We start from the raw sequence: 16,205 nt of genomic DNA, 5'->3' as shown, positions 1-16,205 counted from the left end.
TAAACTTGACGCGCCCTACTGTGTTATGGCAGTAAGGTGGTTATGAAAACCGAGAGCAAGCCTGTATATCTGAAATTGCGTGACGAGATCGCCGCAGCCATACTCGACGGCCGCTTTTCGGAAGGCGATATGCTCCCCTCGGTTCGTGCCTTTGCGGCGCAACAAGGCGCCAATCCGCTGACAGTGGCCAAGGCCTATCAGCTGTTTCAGGACAATGGGTTGGTCGATGTGAAGCGTGGCGTGGGCTTGTTTGTCGCGCGCGGCGCGGTGACCCGTTTGCGCACCACCGAGCGCGACCATTTCATCAGCCATGTCTGGCCAGAGGTGCGCGCGCAAATGCAGCGCGCCGGAATCGATCCGGCCGAATTGCTGGCACTTTCTTAAAGTTTCTGAGCCGCGCGGTAGTCGCGGGCGATATCCTCGTTCTCTGGAGCCAGCTTGCTAGCCTTGCGCAACAGATCGCGGGCACGTTTTGCATCGTCGCCCTGCATCAGCACCGCCCGGCCATAGGCGTAGGTGGTCATCAAATTCGCTGGATCGATCCGATAGGCCAACCGCGCCTCGCGCACCGCATCGTCATGCTCACCCAGCGCGGTTAAGGTACGCGCGACATTCGCGTTTAGGACTGAATCGTTGAATCCGATCCGCGCACGCATCCGGTAAAGAATGGGCAACGCCTGATCCCATATTTTGCGATCGATCAGATCGAAAGCCGCCACCCTCTGGCCCAGCAAGCTCGAAGGATTATAGGCAAGAAACTCGGCAATCACCTGACTTGCGGCATCGGCATTTTCTGCGCCACGGTACGCCGCAACCAGTCTGCCCAGCACGGCTTCGTTTAACGCAACCTTGCGCGCCTTATCATAAGCCGCAATCGCCCCTGCCCTGTTCCCCGCGGCCATTTCGACGTCGCCCACCAGCAACTGTGCATCGACCACGCCATCGTTGCCCGAAACCAGCGGCGCTATGGCCTGACGGGCTTGCTCATATTGCCCGGCGGACAAAAGCACGCGGACATAAGGGAGAACCTTGCGTGCACTGCGCGGCTCGCGCGCGGCTTCCGCCGCAGCAGTGCCAGGCGACTGTTTTTCGGCAAGCGCGAGCGGCGTTACGATCTTCGGATAGGCCGCCCGGTCCAGCCGGAATGCAGCGGCATCTCGCTCACCTAGCGCCTCTAATATGCGGCCGGCCAGCGCGGTACTGTAATGATCGGCATCCTCGCGATTGGCGATCGGTGCGATCACATCCCACGCCGCTCTATGATCCCCTGACCGGTGTAGCGCTCGCGCCAGCGAGCTGTTTAATTCGACATTGTTCGGCTGCGCTGCAACCAAGCGTGTCAGAATCTCAATAGCGGTGTTGAAATTGCCCAATTCATATTCACTAACCGCGACCAGCATTTGCGGCCCCGGCAGTTCGGCAAAACGCCCACCGACTTTGCCCATGATGCGTCGCGCCAAAGCATAATTGCCCGCACGTCCCGCCAATGTCGCCTGCATGTAGAAGGCCTTGGCATTTTTGGTGTCGAGCGAGAGGATTTTGCGCGCCTGCATCAGCATGTCGCCATAACGACCTAGTTCGCCAAGCGTGTTGCCATATTCTTCAAGCAGCGGGACGTCGTTGGGGTCAATCTGCAATCCCCGTTCGAACCACGGGAGCGCCGCCGTCAGCCCGAACTGGTCACGCACCAGCCGCCCGCGCAGCTCGAGCGCGCGGACATTGGCTGGGTTCAATGCAATCGCCTGTTCCAGCGCCGACGTCGCCCCGCCCATGTCAGATACGACATAACGCAGCCGTGCCACCTCTGTCCAAAGCCGGTCGTCCTTGGGCGCGATCTCCAACCCGGATTCAAATGCCCGTCCGGCCGCAATGGTATCGCCCTGATCCATGTAAACACGGCCCAATATGCGATAGGCATAAGGCATGTTCGCGCGGGCCACGGTCCGCTGCGTCAGCACTGCCTCTGCCTTGTCGGCCTCACCCGAAAGCCACAGCGCGTGGCCTAGAAGGTGGCTGTAAGCCGTCTCAGGCGCGTCGAGCTTGATTGCCTTGTCGATATGCTCGCGCGCCGTCACCGGATCGAAGAGTTCGAGCGCAACTTCGGCCAGCTTCAGTTGCGCCTCGATCCATTCGGGATCGGCGGCCACTGCGTTGAGCAGTTCGACCTTGGCGGACCGCAAGTCGCGTTGTGTGATGTGGGTTTGCGCAGCCTCAAAAGCTTCGCGCGCGTCCTCGTCAATCGCGGCGTGGGCAATGCCTGCCAGCAGAGCAATCGCCAGCATGCCCCGAAATCCGGAAGTCAGCAACTGGCGAGAGGGGTAAAGCATCAGACATGGATCTCATATTGTTTGAGGAGATCATAGAGCGTCGGCCGACTGATGCCCAGCAGCTTGGCTGCGTTGGAAATATTGCCTTCGGTGCGGGCAATCGCCCGACCGATCGCGCGTCTGTCGGCGGCCTCACGCGCGGCTTTCAGATTGAGCAGCCGGTCGTCGTCGTCGACCAGATCGAACTGGAGGTCATCGACCGAGATAAACTTGGTCTCGGACATGATAACCGCGCGTTTGACGCGGTTCTCAAGCTCGCGGACATTGCCCGGCCAATCCCATTGATCGATCGCGGTCAACGCACTCGAGGCAAAGCCCTTTATCGACGGATTCATCTCCCGCGCAAAACGGCTGAGGAAATGCTTCGCGAGCAAAACGGCATCCCCCTGCCGATCGGCCAGACGCGGGATATGCACCGGCACTTCGGCGAGGCGATAGTAGAGATCGTCGCGGAATGTTTTGTCAGTGATCATCTGGTTGAGATCACGATGCGTCGCACAGACGATGCGGACATCGACCGGAATCGATTTGCGCCCGCCAATGCGTTCGATCACCCGCTCCTGAATGAAACGCAGCAATTTGACCTGCAGCGGCAACGGGATATCGCCAACTTCATCAAGGAACAGCGTGCCGCCATTGGCGATCTCGATCTTGCCCTCGGTGGTCTTGATCGCGCCGGTGAACGCGCCTTTTTCATGCCCGAACAGTTCGGATTCGAGCAGGTTTTCGGGGATCGCGCCGCAGTTGATAGCGACAAAGGGCTTGCCCTTGCGGTCGCTCGCATCGTGCAGCCCGCGCGCGAGCAATTCCTTACCCGTGCCGCTCGCCCCCAACAGCATCACCGATGCGTTGGTATTGGCCACCCGCTCAATCGTGCGCGCGGCTTTCAGCATTTCGGGCGAGGCCGTGACCATCGATCCGAACAATAGTTCGCCATCGGAATTGGGCGCCTGCGCCCTCTGGTTCTGCTGTTCCAGTTCGCGGACATGGAAGGCGCGCTTCACGATCAGGTGCAGCTCATCGATATCGACCGGCTTCTGGTAAAAATCCCAAGCCCCGGCTGATATGGCGCGCAGCGCGCTTTCCTTGGCATTGTGGCCCGAAGCAACGATCACTTTGGTGTCAGGTTTGATCAACAGCATCTCTTCAAGTGCTGCAAACCCCTCGGTTACGCCATCCGGATCAGGCGGAAGGCCCAAATCGAGCGTCACCACATCGGGTTCTTCCGAACGCAGCAGTGCCATTGCCTCGGCGCGGTTCGATGCGCAAAACACCTCGAAATCCTCATAGGACCATTTCAGCTGGCGCTGCAGCCCCTGGTCATCCTCGACAATCAGCAGTTTTTTCTTTGGCTGTTCCATGGTCATGCTGCCTTATCGATGTCTTTGTCATGCGCAGGTTCTTTCGCTGCCGGAAGCAGCAGGGTCATGCGCGTGCCCTTTCCTAAGCGGCTATCGACGTGCAGATGCCCGCCCAAGGACTGAGCCAGTGCGCGGGCTTCATAGGCACCGATACCAAAGCCACCGCTCTTGGTGGATTCGAACGGTTTGAACAGCTGGTTGGCAACAAAAGCCTCAGTCATGCCGCTGCCCTTGTCGGTTACCCTTATGGCGACCCAATCATCCTGTCGTGAAGCGCTGACGCGGATCGGCGATCCGTCTTCGGTCGCATCGATGGCATTCTGCACCAGATGGTTCAGGATCGTTTCGACCCGTCCTGCGTCCGCCATAGCGAGCAGCCCCGGCGAGAAATCGGACTCGATCGGATAGATCAGTCGCTTGCTATGGATCACTGCGCTTACCGTTGTCTCGACATCCATTGGTTCGATGGCCGAATGCCGTGTCTGACTATGCTGCGAAAGCCGGGCGAGCAGATCGTTCATCTTGCCAACCGACCCTTTCAGCGTCTCGATCATGTCGGCTTGGAAATCAGGTTTGCTGGCATGTTTTTCGGCGTTGCGCGCGAGCAGGCTTAGCTGGCTGACCAAATTTTTGATGTCGTGCATTACGAAAGCAAAGCGCCGGTTAAACTGTTCGAACTGCCGACTTTCGGTCAATTGTTCCTGACTGGTCGCTTCTGCCAGATAGCTGGCGAGCTGACGCCCGACCACGCGCATCATATCCAGATCCTCCCAGTCGAGTCCGCGCTTTATCGGCGGCTTGGCGAGGATGGCTATCCCGGCAAGGCGCCCGAAATGGACCAGCGGGATCACCGCCCATGCGCGTGTCTCGTCATACAGCCATTGCGGAATAGCCGTTTGATCGACCCTGTCGTCCGTCCCCTCACGCACATCGTCCATCAACAGGATATGGCCAGATCGTTCGAAAAACGGCACTGTATGGGAATTACCCGCATAGGTTGGAATGTCGGCGGTCGGCCAGTTCCAGCGCGCTTGCAGCACCAGCCGAGATTGATCGTCACGGGTCAGCAAAAGTCCGGCGGGCGATTCAAAAATGTCGGCAAGCGATTTGATCACCCGCTCGTGAAAAGGTGCTGCGTCGCTCGGGAAACCGATGGTTTCTGCAAAGCGCATCCATTCGGCCCGATAGTCATAACGGTGCTGGAAAAAATTCTTAGCGATGACGACATTGAGCCAGGCACGGAACTTGCCCGAAGGCAGGATCAGCATAGCGCCCAGAGACATTGCAAAGATCAGCGTGATCTGCGCCATGCGGACATAAGAACCGCCGACCAGCTGCAATGCTGTCGCCAGCAACACCATCCCGAACAGATAGCCGCCAATTGCCAGTAGCGAGACCGACTGGAAGGTCACCGAGCGTGAAAGCCGAATACGCCAATTGCTGTTGCGTCGCGTCGCCATCGCAAACACTGGCACCAGTATCGTCATGATCAGCCCGCGCATCGCGATGAATTCGGTCGGCCAGTCCCCTGACAAATAGCCGATGGTGTACAGGTTAAGGTCGTACATCCAGGTCGCGGCAAGCGCGGCCATCGGCAGGCTGATGCCCCAACGGGCTTCGGGTGCGGACACGGTGTAGAGATTGTGCACCAGCACGATTGCGCCAATCGCGAAAATCATGCGCAGCAACTGCACAGATTTTGCCGCCGCTGCTGTCGCTTGCGCGCTGTCGGGCATCGCCATCAGCAAGGCGAAGTCGATCAGCGGCTGCAACAGCAATGCGAGGAACAAGGCCCCGTAGAGCATCTTGATTGTGCGCGGATGCGAATTGCCCTCGCCATTGGCCATCAATGCATAGAGAAAACCGAGCCAGCCCATATTGCGCAGCGTCTCTCCGCTCGATGCCAGCAGGCTGCCCGGGCCGCCCATAATCGTTGCAATACCCCAAAATGCGGTAACCGCCAGCGCGCCGATCAGCGCAATCTGTTGCCTGCTTTTGCCGCCAAATTGCTGGAAGACCCATATCGCCAGCGCGGCATAGAGAAAGCCGACCGCCGTATGGCCCCAGAAACCGATCCAGGCGAGTGCTGCACCCATATCAGCGCGCTCCGTCCGGCCAGATGACCACGCGGATCGTCTGGAGAAGGATCAGCAGATCGAGGAAAGGCGTGTAGTTCTTTGCATAATAGAGATCATATTCCAGCTTTTGGCGGCTGTCGTCGATCGACGCACCATAGGGATAATTGACCTGCGCCCAGCCGGTGATCCCCGGCTTTACCATATGCCGCTCGGCAAAATAGGGCAGTTGCTTTTCAAGATCTTCGACAAATTCGGGGCGCTCGGGCCGCGGGCCGACAAAGCTCATCTCGCCCTTTAGCACGCACCATGTCTGCGGCAGTTCGTCGATGCGCACCTTGCGAATGAATTTGCCGATCCGGGTCACGCGGTCGTCATTTTTGGCCGCCCAGATCGCCTTGCCGTCTGCCTCTGCATCGGCGCGCATTGAGCGCAATTTGATCAGGTCGAAAGGCACGCCATAACGACCGACACGTTGCTGGCGGTAAAAGGCCGGGCCCTTGCTTTCCAGTTTCACCAAAAGCGCAAACAACAGGATGACCGGCAACGTCAGCGCCACCAGGATCGCACTCGCCGCAATATCGAACAACCGCTTGGCGATCCCCGACAAACGTCGGCCCGACGAAAAGCCATCGGAGAAAATGAGCCAACTGGGATTGACGCTGTCCAGATCGACGCGCCCTGTTTCGCGCTCCAGAAAACTGGAAATATCGTTCACATGGACGCCGGTGGTCTTGATCCGCAGCAAATCCTGAAGCGGCAAAGCATTACGCCGTTCCTCGAGCGCCAGCACGACCTCACTCGCCCCCAGCTTCACCACGAAATCGGCAAGATTGTAGATTGCGGAGCGGTTGATCGCTTCGGGAATGATGCGTTTGGCCTCATCCATCGCGATAAAGCCGACGACGACAAAGCCCGAGCCGCGGCGTGCCTCCAGATCCTTGATCCGCTGTGCGCGCTTTCCCGCACCGAGCACGAGCAAGCGGCGCTTGAAGCTCTCAGCGCCGATCAAACTCCCCAATATCAGGCGACTGAGCGCGAGATAGCCAAATGACAGCATCATCGCGTAAAGCGAATTTGAGCGCCACAATGTCATCCCTGGCAGGGCAAAAGCCATGATAGCCATAAAGATCACGCCGAGCGACACGGCCACAATCAGCCGCGCAATCGCGAACCTCAGCGACTGCAGCGATTCCTGGCTATAAACACCCACTGCCATCGCGGCGAGTTGCACCGATACCGCAAAAGTGAAGAGCGGCCAGATGCGATTGCCGATATAGTCGACATGCATGCCGATCTGGTTCGCGCGGATTACCCACGCGGTTTCCGCCGCCATTATCAGCAGGCACAAATCCACCATCGCCAGAAACAATACGGCGTAGGGGACATAATGCTTGAACAGCCTAATCATATCAGGGCGCGACGTGCCTTCATCATCCGATGCAATAGCAACCAAAAGTAAAGTGTCGCTTAATTTTACACTTGTTTATAAAAGCGCTAATTATCAGCTGCTTGAACAAGATGCCAACTGTCAAATTCGGCGACAGTCCGCGATTGCGGAAATCGCCGCCATCGAATAGGCAAGGTGTATGAAAATCACACCTGTCATCCTGTCTGGAGGCGGCGGCACGCGCCTGTGGCCGATGTCGACGCCCGAATGCCCCAAACAATTCCTGAAACTCGCAGGCGATGCTACGATGTTTCAGATGACGCTCGCCAGGGTGATGGACCGGGAATTCTTCAACGCACCATTGATCGTCGGAAACGCCGCGCATGCCGAAATCATCGCGCAACAGGCGAACGCTGCGGGCGTGCCCGACGCCTCGATCATCCTTGAACCCTGCGCACGCAACACAGCCCCGGCTATCGCGCTCGCCGCCCTGGCCGTCGATGACGTCAAGGCGCCATTATTGGTGATGCCGAGCGACCATCTGGTCGCAGAAGTGCCCGCCTTCCATGCCGCGATCATGGCTGCGCTGCCGCTGGTCGAGGACGGATGGCTTGTGACCTTTGGTATCACCCCTACCGCGCCCGAGACCGGCTATGGCTATATCCGTGTCGGCGACGAGCTGACGGCTGCGACGTCGCGTGTCGAACGCTTCGTCGAAAAGCCCGACACCGCAACCGCACAGGCGATGATCGATGCCGGCAACCATGCGTGGAATGGTGGCATCTTCCTGTTCCGGGCGGATATCTATCTCGGTTGGCTGGCAAGCCTTGCGCCTGATATCTTGCACGCTGCGCAAAAGGCGATGGAACAGGCCGAGTGGCAAGGCGTAAATATCCACCCGCAGGAAGCCGCCTTCGCCGCCTCCCCTTCTGACAGCATCGATTATGCCGTGATGGAAAAGGCCGATCGCGTCGCCGTCGCGCCGGTCAGCATGGGCTGGTCCGATGTTGGCAGCTGGGATAGTCTTTATGAGGTCAGCGCGCATGATGCAGATGGCAACAGCCTGCTGGGCGACGCCCGCTTGCTAGATAGCCACAGCAATCTGGTTCGCAGCGACGGCCTACGCATCAACCTGATCGGTGCGCACGACCTGATCGTTGTCGCGCACGGCAATGAAGTGCTCATCCTGCCGCGCGGGCATAGCCAGAATGTAAAGAAGTTCAGCAGCTAACGAGGCACGCTGTCAGCAAACCAGCGCCGCCCGAACCAGAAGGCGACATTGACGAGCAGGATCAGCACCGGCACCTCGACCAGCGGCCCGATCACCGCCGCAAAGGCAACGGGGGACGCCAGCCCGTAAGCCGCTATCGCAACCGCTATTGCCAACTCGAAATTATTACCCGCCGCGGTAAATGCCACCGCAGTAGTGCGCGGATAGTCGCTCTCGATCAGCTTGCCCATGAAGAAGCTGATCGTGAACTGGACGACGAAATAGATGGTCAGCGGGATGGCGATGCGGATGGTATCCCCCGGCAAGGTCAGAATTTCGTTCCCCTTCAGGCTGAACATCGCGACGATCGTGAACAGCAACGCGACTAGCGTTATGGGTCCGATCTTCGGCAGGAAGTCCTGTTCATACCAAGCCTCGCCTTTGGCTTTCGCCAACCATTTGCGCGTCAGGAACCCGGCGAGAAAGGGTATGCCGAGATAGATCAGCACCGCCTCTGCAATCGTCCAGAAACTGACATTGACGACACTGCCCTCCAGCCCGAACAGCGGCGGCAGGAAAGCGAGGAAGAACCACGCATAGACGCTGAAAAACAATATCTGGAAAATCGAGTTGAACGCCACCAGCGCCGCGACATATTGGTTGTCACCCTTTGCCAGCTGGTTCCACACGATCACCATCGCGATACACCGCGCCAGCCCGATCAGGATCAGGCCAGTCATATAATCGGGCTTGTCGGAGAGGAAAATCACCGCAAGCGCAAACATCAGCACCGGCCCGATGATCCAGTTCTGCACCAGAGAAATCGCCAGCACCCGCTTATCCTCAAATACGCGCGGCAGCTCTTCGTAGCGCACACGAGCGAGAGGCGGGTACATCATCAGGATCAGGCCGATGGCGATGGGGATATTGGTCGATCCCCACGACAGGCCGTTGATCGCCTCGGGCAATCCGGCAAAGGTCGAACCCAGACCAACGCCCAGCGCCATCGCCAGAAAAATCCAGATAGTCAGATAGCGGTCGAGGAATGACAGCCGCTTCAAATTGCCTTCCGCCATATCAGGCTGCCCCTTCCATCCTGCCAATTTCCGCCAGCACCTTCTGCGCTTCGGCCTTATCCATGTGCGTCAGATCGAGCGCGAAGAACGCCTTCACTCGCATCTCGAGCAAGCGCCACGTTTCCTCAAAGGCTGCATCGATTTCGGCCTCGCTGCCGCTAACATCGGCGGGATCGGGCAAGCCCCAATGCGCCTTTAACGGGCTGCCAATGAAGACCGGACAGACTTCGCCCGCCGCATTGCCGCATACAGTGATCGCAAGGTCGATTTGCGGCGCATCGGGTGCGCTGAATTCATCCCAGCTTTTCGAACGGAACGCGGCGGTATCAATCCCCCTCCGCGCCAGCAGGCGGAGCGCACCGGAGTGCGGCACGCCCTTGGGCTTGCTCCCCGCGCTATAGCCGCGCACGCGGCCTTCTCCGTGGAGGTTGAACAAAGCCTCCCCCAAAATCGAACGGGCGCTGTTGCCGGTGCACAACACCAGCACATTGCGTATCTCGGGCATATAAGACCTCAGCCGCAGCAGCCAGTTGAGGCAGCGGCAGGCGTAGGCGCAGCCGCCTGCGTCGGCGCGCAGCAGGCGTTTTCGGCAGCGTTGGCCGAAACCAGCTGCTGCAATTCGGGGTTGCCGCCATAGACGGTCGCCTCGCCATTGGTGAGGAACGCCTCCCACACCACGCCATCGGGGTCGGCGATCCAGCTTTTTTCGGATTGCGCATAGCAACAGGTGGTTGCCCCTTCCTCCAGCACCGGGCGGTCGGCGGCCTGAAGGCGGCCATAGACTTCGGCGAGCTCGCTTTGGTCCTCCACCTGGATGCCCAGATGCTCGACGCCTTTCACTGCACCGCATTTCTGCGAGATGGCGAAGTTGATCCGTGGGTCCTCTAGCATCCATTTGGCATAATCGGGTTTCACCACCGAAGGCTCCTGCCCGAACAGGCCCGAATAGAAAGCGATAGAGGCATCGAGCTTTTCGACCCCGACATGTACGTGAAAGCGTTTCATGCACTTTTCCTTTCATCAGAGATTGCGGGCGCACAGCCCGACGAACCCTCGTCCGAACCGCAAACCGCACCCGCGCAGCAATTTTCCATGAGGTAACCGATCAGCCCGTTCATCGCGGCATAGTCGGCCGAGTAAATCAGCGACCGCCCCTGCCGCTCCTGCCGGATCAACCCGGCATGGCTGAGCTGGGCGAGGTGGAAGGACAGCGAGCTATTCGGCACCGCCAGCCGCTCCGCCAGCACCCCGGCAGGCAAGCCCGAGGCCCCCGCCTGCACCAGCAAGCGAAACGCCGCCAAGCGATGCTCCTGCGCCAAGGCCCCAAGGGCCCGGATAATAGTGTCGGCGTCCATTGCGACTCCTTCATTTCGATATTCGTTGAATTATCGAATCATGGAGGGGAGTCAAGACCCTCAGAGACCAAGCCGCATTTTCTCAGCCGACAATCTTAATCGCGCAATTTGTCCAGACCGACGCGAAGCTTTCGAAGCGTCGGTAGCACTGCCTGCATTTCGGCGTCTGCAATAATCGGTTCGAGCGCGGGGGCTATCGATCCCAATGCCGTGATGCACCGTTCGCGCATATCGCGACCCGCAGGGGTTAGTGAAACCAGCTTGCCCCTCGCGTCGCGGGGGTCGGCGCGAATGGAGACAAGTCCGGCATTTTCCATTCGTGCGAGCGTGCTGGTGATCGTGGGGCGGCGGACCTGAAATGCGCTGGCCAGATCGGCGGGAGATTTTTCGGTTAGCCCCAACCGAACGAAATGATTGAGCACCGTAAATTGTGCTTTGGTCATACCTGTCGGCAGCGCATTGGTCAGCATCGTGCCAATCAATTGATCGATGATCCCGATTTCATTAAAGAATTCAAAGGCGAGCGGGTCGGATGTCATTTTTGGATATGGTTCTCCAGCGGCCAGCGCGGTGATGGGTCAACATCCGGGGCATAGCCGATGCGCGCCAGCATTTGAAGGCGCTCACCCTGCCCCACGCCCAATAGCCGATGAATGGCGGCATACTTCTCCGCCATTTCGGAATATTCCTGAAGCGATTGGCTCATCGGATGCATCGCAACCCCATGTGCCGTCGCCCGCAAATTGGCGCGCACATAACGTCGCCCTGCTTCCAGCTGGTCGCGACGGCTGTTGGTCGGGGTGGATATCCATAGCAAGGCGGGAATTGACCCACAGATCTGCCGTTGCATCTCCAAGCCGGTTTTATATGCTGTCGATGACGGGTCGGCGAGCGAAGTCCGGTCAAGAACACCCAGCAATTTCAGCGCTTCCATTTTCGGGCCAGTCAGAACAAGCCCGTCGGGATTGGCATCAACTTCGTCCGCGCCAATCCTCATCAGTTCAACACTTTCGCCAAAGGTGCGCGGCGTGGAAATCTCGATCGTCATGGCTGCAACGGTGACTGCTTTGACGGCGGCGATCAGTTTGGCATCGACGCTGTAAGAGCCATCGGCAATCTTTGCGGCAAGGCTCTCGTCCAGCGGGCGATCCAAGTCATAGAGCGCCCGGTTGGTGCGGCGTTTCAGGATTGCTTGATACAGCGGATCTTTGACGACCGCCGCATCTTCGACAAAGCGCAACCGGGCAACGGGTCGCGCATCCAGCCGTGGCTGCGGCTCGCCGTCAGGAAAAGGTTCGACATCAATCCGCACCCCGCGTTCTGCCGCCGCAATACGGGCTAGCTCGATAAAGGTGCCAAAACCGATGGTGATTTGCCGATCAAACGGGTCGGTGTCGGGCAGTCGCTTGGCAAGATCGCACGTCAATATCGCGCCGTCATTCCCTTCCATCCGTATAAGCCAAGGCTGGCGGTTGTGCGGATTGGGAGCGAGAATGGCGTGCCGAAAAGCGTCGAGCCGGATGTCGGCGGGCGTTTCGGCAGCGAGCAGCCAGGGCTTTAGCGCAGTAACAGGCCGCCGCGTCACGCGCCACAGACCTGCGCCGCCCACTAGTGCGAGCGTTGTAACCCCTGCACCGGCAATCATCCTTCGGCGGCTCATGCTCACATTACGTCTCCTGCTAGGCATTCTTCATATAGTTAGATATCTAACTTTAATCAAGCCGTGCTTCGTGATGCGTATTGGCGAAGCGCAAGTGCCGAATGGCCGTTAAGCCAATTCCGCCCTGACTCCCCCATCATCAATCTGTATGCCGCGCCTTCTCCAGCAAGCGAAACGCCGCCAAGCGATGCTCTTGCGCCAAGGCTCCAAGGGCCGGATAATAGTGTCGCCGTTCATGACGACTCCATTATTTCGACATTCATTGAAATATCGAATCAAGAAAAGGAGACAAGCAACGTTTCGAGGATTGTGGAAATATTTCTGGCGTTGCTAAAAGGGGCCACACGAAACCGTGCAGCCCCCTTTACCCGTTCACACGAATGATAAATCAGAATTTGACGGTGGCTTCTACACCAAAGGTCCGCGGTGCGTTGAAATTGGCATAGTCGCCGAGCACCAGCCGGTTGGCGTTCGACCGGCGATAGATGTGCGATTCATTCAACAGGTTGCGAGCCCAAAGCGACACCGCCAGCGTCTGCCCATTTTCCGAAACCGGAATATCGGCAACGGATAAGCGTCCGTTGACGATGAAGCTCTTGTCGTTCTTCACATTCTCGCTGGCAAAGCTGAACGCCGGTGAGGAATAATTGCCGTCCAGATGCAGCTTCAGCATCGTGCCGTTGCCGCCCAGAGGCGTGTCATAATCGATCGAGCCGGATAGCGCGTGCTTGGGCGTATAGAGGATATAGACTTCCTGGAAGACCGGCGTCGTCACCGGCGGCGTGAGCGAGGCGTTGAGCTGTTCCTGCACCGTATTCCGCGCCAGCGGAACCTTGGTATAGGTATATGCGTAGGACAAGCCAAGCGACAGCCCGTCGGTCGGACGCACGGTCAGGTCGGCTTCAATCCCGCGGATCTTGGTCGTGCCTTGCGCATTCACCGTTTCGAGCGTGTTACGGACGGTACCGTTAGATTGCGGAATGAAGAAGTTGAAGTCGACCTGCGTGTCCGCACGATCCATCAGATAGCCTGCGATGTTCAACCTAACCATGCGATCGAACAATTCGGTCTTGACCCCGATTTCATAGGATTTGACCGACTCCGGTCCAAAGGAACGATAGTTGAGCGAACGCGAGCTAGCGCCACCGGCGCGGTAGCCGGTTGCATATTTCGCATAAAGGTTGACCGCATCCGAAGGCTCCCACGCCAATGTTACCAGCGGATCGAAGCGACGGTCATTTTCGCGGAACGTGAAATTGGTCGCAGCACCGTTGACCGTAAAGAGACGACCATTTTTCTCGTCGCGGGTCATGCGGCCACCCAGGGTCAGGGCAAACTGGTCCAGATTATAGGTTGCCTGTCCATAGACAGCATAGCTCTTCGAAAAGGCGACACTTGCGCGGGCGGCGGGGGTCGACAGATATGTTGACGGGTCGATGATCGTATAATTGCTGCCGTCCGCATTCCAGCGATTGGTGTTGGGCGTGCGCGCTGAATCTTCCGCCCGTTCGTTGAAATAATAACCGCCGAAGACATAATCGAGATCGCCCAACTTGCCAACGACCTGCAACTCCTGACTGAACTGGCGCTGATCGAGCGTCGCGAGGCTGTAGCGGCTGAAACTGCCGTTGGGTGCGAATACCGGCGTCCGGTTGGCGAGGCCAGAATTGTCGAACTGACGGTCGCTGACGGTACGCCAAGCGGTGATCGACTTGATTTCGGCATCCTCGGTCACATCCCATGCCAATTTGGCAGAGACGCCAAATGTTTTGCCGATGCTCGGCTGTTGCGGGACGCCAATCGATGCACTTTTCGCGCGGTCTGGCTGGACCTCGACAATCGACGGCAACGGCGCAACAAAGCCGGACGGCAGACGATTGCCATTGGCCTGAATCTGCGCAACCGTTGCGACTGGGCGACCAGTGGGGTTGAAGTTAATCAGCTGGCTCAGAAACGCCGTGCTTTCATCACGACCCGCATCAACCGAAAAATCTGCGAGCAGCGTATCAGTCGGCCTCCATCGGATCGCCGCGCGGCCGCCATAGCGGTGGAAATAATTCCAGCCCTGCTGCCCAGCCAAGGGATTTTTGGTTGTCGCATTCTGGTGTTGCAGCGACGCGTCAAGCTTGATCGAAAAACCCGCGACTTCGGGAAGGTCAAGCCGAAGCGAACCATTATACGCCCCGAAATTGCCGAGCCCGCTTGTCACCCGACCGCCAAATTCGCCAGTCGGCGCGCGCAGCACCATGTTCACTGCACCACCTTCGGTATTGCGACCAAAGAGCGTGCCCTGCGGACCTTTCAACACTTCGATACGCTCAACATCGAGAAAGCCCGAATTGAGGCCGTGCTGACGACCCAGATAGACGCCATCGACATAGACGCCGACGCCCTGTTCACGCGCGGGCTGATTGGCATCGTCGGGAACGATACCGCGCATGCCGACCGTCAGCGCCGTCTGGCGCGATTCAAAGGTCGAGATGCGCAATGACGGGATAGCACCGTCGCTGAGATCGATCAGGCTCGACACCTGGCGCTTCTTCATATCCTCTTCGCTCATCACCGCGATCGCGATCGGGGTTTCCTGCAAATTGGTTTCGCGCTTGGTCGCGGTGACGACGATGTCGACCAGGCCGGGCTGGTTACTGTCGCTTTCCGGCGCGGCTTCCATTTCAAGCGCTGCCATTTCGGCTGATGCTTCGGCGGCGAATGCAGCGCTGCCGCTTTGGACTGCCGTCAAGGCTATGACTGATACCGAAAGGCGCGACACTGTCTTCAACATGATAGATCCCCCTGGGGCTTGATGATCGTTTCGCGGAGGCCGTTTTGGTCGGATCGATTCGGCGGACACCCCGTTGCGCGACTGCCCCTAGGGGGTGGCAGTTGCAGTTGCGCGACTCCGCCATGTCCGAAGTGCGACAGTCTGAAGACGATTTGGTTACATCACAGCCTGTCGTCACGAATTTGTCATGTAGCGGCAGCATCATGGCCTCATATTGCCCATTGGGATTCAGACTATGCCGACCAGAGAAGCTGTCATCCTCGCTTCGCGCGACTTGTCGATCGTGCCGCAATTGCATGCGCGGATGGCTGATGTCGACGTCGCCGGATTCCATGCGGATTTACCTGTCTTGGCAGAAGGCCTGCAATATTGGTGCTTCGTCGACTGGTTGCTGCCCGACATATCGGGGATCGAAATGTGCCGCCGCCTGCGTGAAACAAAGGCTACGCGCTACGCACATATCACCATGATTTTAGAAGAAGACGACAGCGAAACCAAAAGACGTGCGCTTCGAAGTGGAGCAGACGATTATTTGATCGGCCCGGCAGATGCTGAACGGCTGGCGGTACGATTGCACCAATACCGTCGAGCACACGACCCTGCACCAACAGCCGCGCGGTTGAGATCAGGTGATTTGCAGGTGGACGTTGCTGCCGTGCTCGCGCGTTATAAGGATCAGCGAGTCTCGCTCGCCCCGAATGAATTCAAGTTGCTGGCTCATTTCCTCGAGAACCCTGACCGCGTCTTTTCCCGCAGCAGCCTCATCGGAATTCTGGGTAAAGATGATTCCAGCATCGACGAACGAACGGTTGATGTCTGGATTGGAAGGCTGCGCAGAGCGCTCAAGACACAAGGCGTGCCCGATCGACTGCGTACCGTTCGCGCGATGGGCTATGTATTCGACAATATGTAACTCACTCCCCCGCCCACACAAAAGGCGTCAATCCCCGTTCGCGCTCATTAAACACC

At 58.3% G+C, this 16,205-nt stretch carries 14 protein-coding genes; 3 read left to right on the top strand and 11 right to left on the bottom strand.

Annotated features, from left to right (window positions below; all coding sequences use genetic code 11):
* Positions 1-42: 42 nt before the first annotated feature.
* Complete coding sequence (locus ABL922_RS00070) at positions 43-384, top strand: GntR family transcriptional regulator (protein WP_324334184.1); 342 nt, start codon at positions 43-45, stop codon at positions 382-384.
* Here the strand turns inward: ABL922_RS00070 and ABL922_RS00065 are convergent.
* From ABL922_RS00065 to ABL922_RS00050, 4 genes are read right to left on the bottom strand one after another with little or no spacing between them, the layout of a single operon-like run.
* Positions 381-2,327 carry a tetratricopeptide repeat protein gene (locus ABL922_RS00065; RefSeq protein ID WP_349022165.1) on the bottom strand — a complete coding sequence of 649 codons (1,947 nt, stop codon included), beginning with the start codon at positions 2,325-2,327 and terminating at the stop codon, positions 381-383. The genes ABL922_RS00070 and ABL922_RS00065 overlap by 4 nt on opposite strands.
* The gene (prsR, locus tag ABL922_RS00060) at positions 2,327-3,688 is read right to left on the bottom strand and encodes a PEP-CTERM-box response regulator transcription factor (protein WP_349022164.1); all 1,362 of its coding nucleotides are present in this window, start codon (positions 3,686-3,688) and stop codon (positions 2,327-2,329) included. The genes ABL922_RS00065 and prsR overlap by 1 nt, the downstream gene beginning before the upstream one ends.
* A 2-nt stretch (positions 3,689-3,690) precedes the next feature.
* Positions 3,691-5,784, bottom strand: a complete 2,094-nt coding sequence (gene prsK, locus ABL922_RS00055; protein ID WP_349022163.1) for an XrtA/PEP-CTERM system histidine kinase PrsK — start codon at positions 5,782-5,784, stop codon at positions 3,691-3,693.
* Position 5,785: 1 nt separating this feature from the next.
* Positions 5,786-7,174 (bottom strand): TIGR03013 family XrtA/PEP-CTERM system glycosyltransferase, encoded by a 1,389-nt coding sequence (locus tag ABL922_RS00050; protein WP_349022162.1) that lies wholly within the window; start codon positions 7,172-7,174, stop codon positions 5,786-5,788.
* 178 nt (positions 7,175-7,352) lie between these two features.
* Here ABL922_RS00050 and ABL922_RS00045 point away from each other — a divergent pair, with 178 nt between their 5' ends.
* Positions 7,353-8,384 carry a mannose-1-phosphate guanylyltransferase/mannose-6-phosphate isomerase gene (locus tag ABL922_RS00045; RefSeq protein ID WP_349022161.1) on the top strand — a complete coding sequence of 344 codons (1,032 nt, stop codon included), beginning with the start codon at positions 7,353-7,355 and terminating at the stop codon, positions 8,382-8,384.
* On the opposite strand, the gene arsB is transcribed toward ABL922_RS00045, so the two are convergent.
* The 7 genes from arsB to ABL922_RS00010 form a co-directional block, all read right to left on the bottom strand.
* Positions 8,381-9,439: an ACR3 family arsenite efflux transporter gene (arsB, locus tag ABL922_RS00040; protein WP_349022160.1), complete on the bottom strand. Its 1,059-nt coding sequence runs from the start codon at positions 9,437-9,439 to the stop codon at positions 8,381-8,383. The genes ABL922_RS00045 and arsB overlap by 4 nt on opposite strands.
* A gap of 1 nt (position 9,440) precedes the next feature.
* A complete protein-coding gene (locus ABL922_RS00035) occupies positions 9,441-9,944 on the bottom strand; it encodes an arsenate reductase ArsC (RefSeq protein WP_349022159.1) in 504 nt (167 codons plus the stop codon).
* 8 nt (positions 9,945-9,952) lie between these two features.
* The gene (locus tag ABL922_RS00030) at positions 9,953-10,444 is read right to left on the bottom strand and encodes an ArsI/CadI family heavy metal resistance metalloenzyme (RefSeq protein WP_349022158.1); all 492 of its coding nucleotides are present in this window, start codon (positions 10,442-10,444) and stop codon (positions 9,953-9,955) included.
* Positions 10,441-10,794: a metalloregulator ArsR/SmtB family transcription factor gene (locus ABL922_RS00025; RefSeq protein WP_349022157.1), complete on the bottom strand. Its 354-nt coding sequence runs from the start codon at positions 10,792-10,794 to the stop codon at positions 10,441-10,443. Before ABL922_RS00025 ends, ABL922_RS00030 begins: the two co-directional genes overlap by 4 nt.
* 95 nt (positions 10,795-10,889) lie before the next feature.
* Positions 10,890-11,333, bottom strand: coding sequence for a MarR family transcriptional regulator (locus ABL922_RS00020; protein ID WP_349022156.1), 444 nt, complete (start codon positions 11,331-11,333; stop codon positions 10,890-10,892).
* Positions 11,330-12,460: a hypothetical protein gene (locus ABL922_RS00015; RefSeq protein WP_349022155.1), complete on the bottom strand. Its 1,131-nt coding sequence runs from the start codon at positions 12,458-12,460 to the stop codon at positions 11,330-11,332. The genes ABL922_RS00020 and ABL922_RS00015 overlap by 4 nt, the downstream gene beginning before the upstream one ends.
* A gap of 382 nt (positions 12,461-12,842) precedes the next feature.
* Complete coding sequence (locus tag ABL922_RS00010) at positions 12,843-15,236, bottom strand: TonB-dependent receptor (RefSeq protein ID WP_349022154.1); 2,394 nt, start codon at positions 15,234-15,236, stop codon at positions 12,843-12,845.
* A gap of 304 nt (positions 15,237-15,540) precedes the next feature.
* Here ABL922_RS00010 and ABL922_RS00005 point away from each other — a divergent pair, with 304 nt between their 5' ends.
* Positions 15,541-16,149: a response regulator transcription factor gene (locus ABL922_RS00005; RefSeq protein WP_349022153.1), complete on the top strand. Its 609-nt coding sequence runs from the start codon at positions 15,541-15,543 to the stop codon at positions 16,147-16,149.
* Positions 16,150-16,205 lie beyond the last annotated feature (56 nt).

It is taken from the genome of Sphingorhabdus sp. (assembly GCF_040079335.1).
GTDB lineage: Bacteria > Pseudomonadota > Alphaproteobacteria > Sphingomonadales > Sphingomonadaceae > Sphingorhabdus_B.
Note: the sequence above shows the minus strand (reverse complement) of the source record. Positions and strands in the feature narration are given on the sequence as shown.

Excerpts from the sequence above, each read along its gene's own strand:
- ABL922_RS00070 (WP_324334184.1), top strand. The coding sequence starts at position 43 with ATGAAAACCGAGAGCAAGCCTGTATATCTGAAATTGCGTGACGAGATC.
- ABL922_RS00065 (WP_349022165.1), bottom strand. The coding sequence starts at position 2,327 with ATGCTTTACCCCTCTCGCCAGTTGCTGACTTCCGGATTTCGGGGCATG.
- prsR (WP_349022164.1), bottom strand. The coding sequence starts at position 3,688 with ATGGAACAGCCAAAGAAAAAACTGCTGATTGTCGAGGATGACCAGGGG.
- prsK (WP_349022163.1), bottom strand. The coding sequence starts at position 5,784 with ATGGGTGCAGCACTCGCCTGGATCGGTTTCTGGGGCCATACGGCGGTC.
- ABL922_RS00050 (WP_349022162.1), bottom strand. The coding sequence starts at position 7,174 with ATGATTAGGCTGTTCAAGCATTATGTCCCCTACGCCGTATTGTTTCTG.
- ABL922_RS00045 (WP_349022161.1), top strand. The coding sequence starts at position 7,353 with ATGAAAATCACACCTGTCATCCTGTCTGGAGGCGGCGGCACGCGCCTG.
- arsB (WP_349022160.1), bottom strand. The coding sequence starts at position 9,439 with ATGGCGGAAGGCAATTTGAAGCGGCTGTCATTCCTCGACCGCTATCTG.
- ABL922_RS00035 (WP_349022159.1), bottom strand. The coding sequence starts at position 9,944 with ATGCCCGAGATACGCAATGTGCTGGTGTTGTGCACCGGCAACAGCGCC.
- ABL922_RS00030 (WP_349022158.1), bottom strand. The coding sequence starts at position 10,444 with ATGAAACGCTTTCACGTACATGTCGGGGTCGAAAAGCTCGATGCCTCT.
- ABL922_RS00025 (WP_349022157.1), bottom strand. The coding sequence starts at position 10,794 with ATGGACGCCGACACTATTATCCGGGCCCTTGGGGCCTTGGCGCAGGAG.
- ABL922_RS00020 (WP_349022156.1), bottom strand. The coding sequence starts at position 11,333 with ATGACATCCGACCCGCTCGCCTTTGAATTCTTTAATGAAATCGGGATC.
- ABL922_RS00010 (WP_349022154.1), bottom strand. The coding sequence starts at position 15,236 with ATGTTGAAGACAGTGTCGCGCCTTTCGGTATCAGTCATAGCCTTGACG.
- ABL922_RS00005 (WP_349022153.1), top strand. The coding sequence starts at position 15,541 with ATGGCTGATGTCGACGTCGCCGGATTCCATGCGGATTTACCTGTCTTG.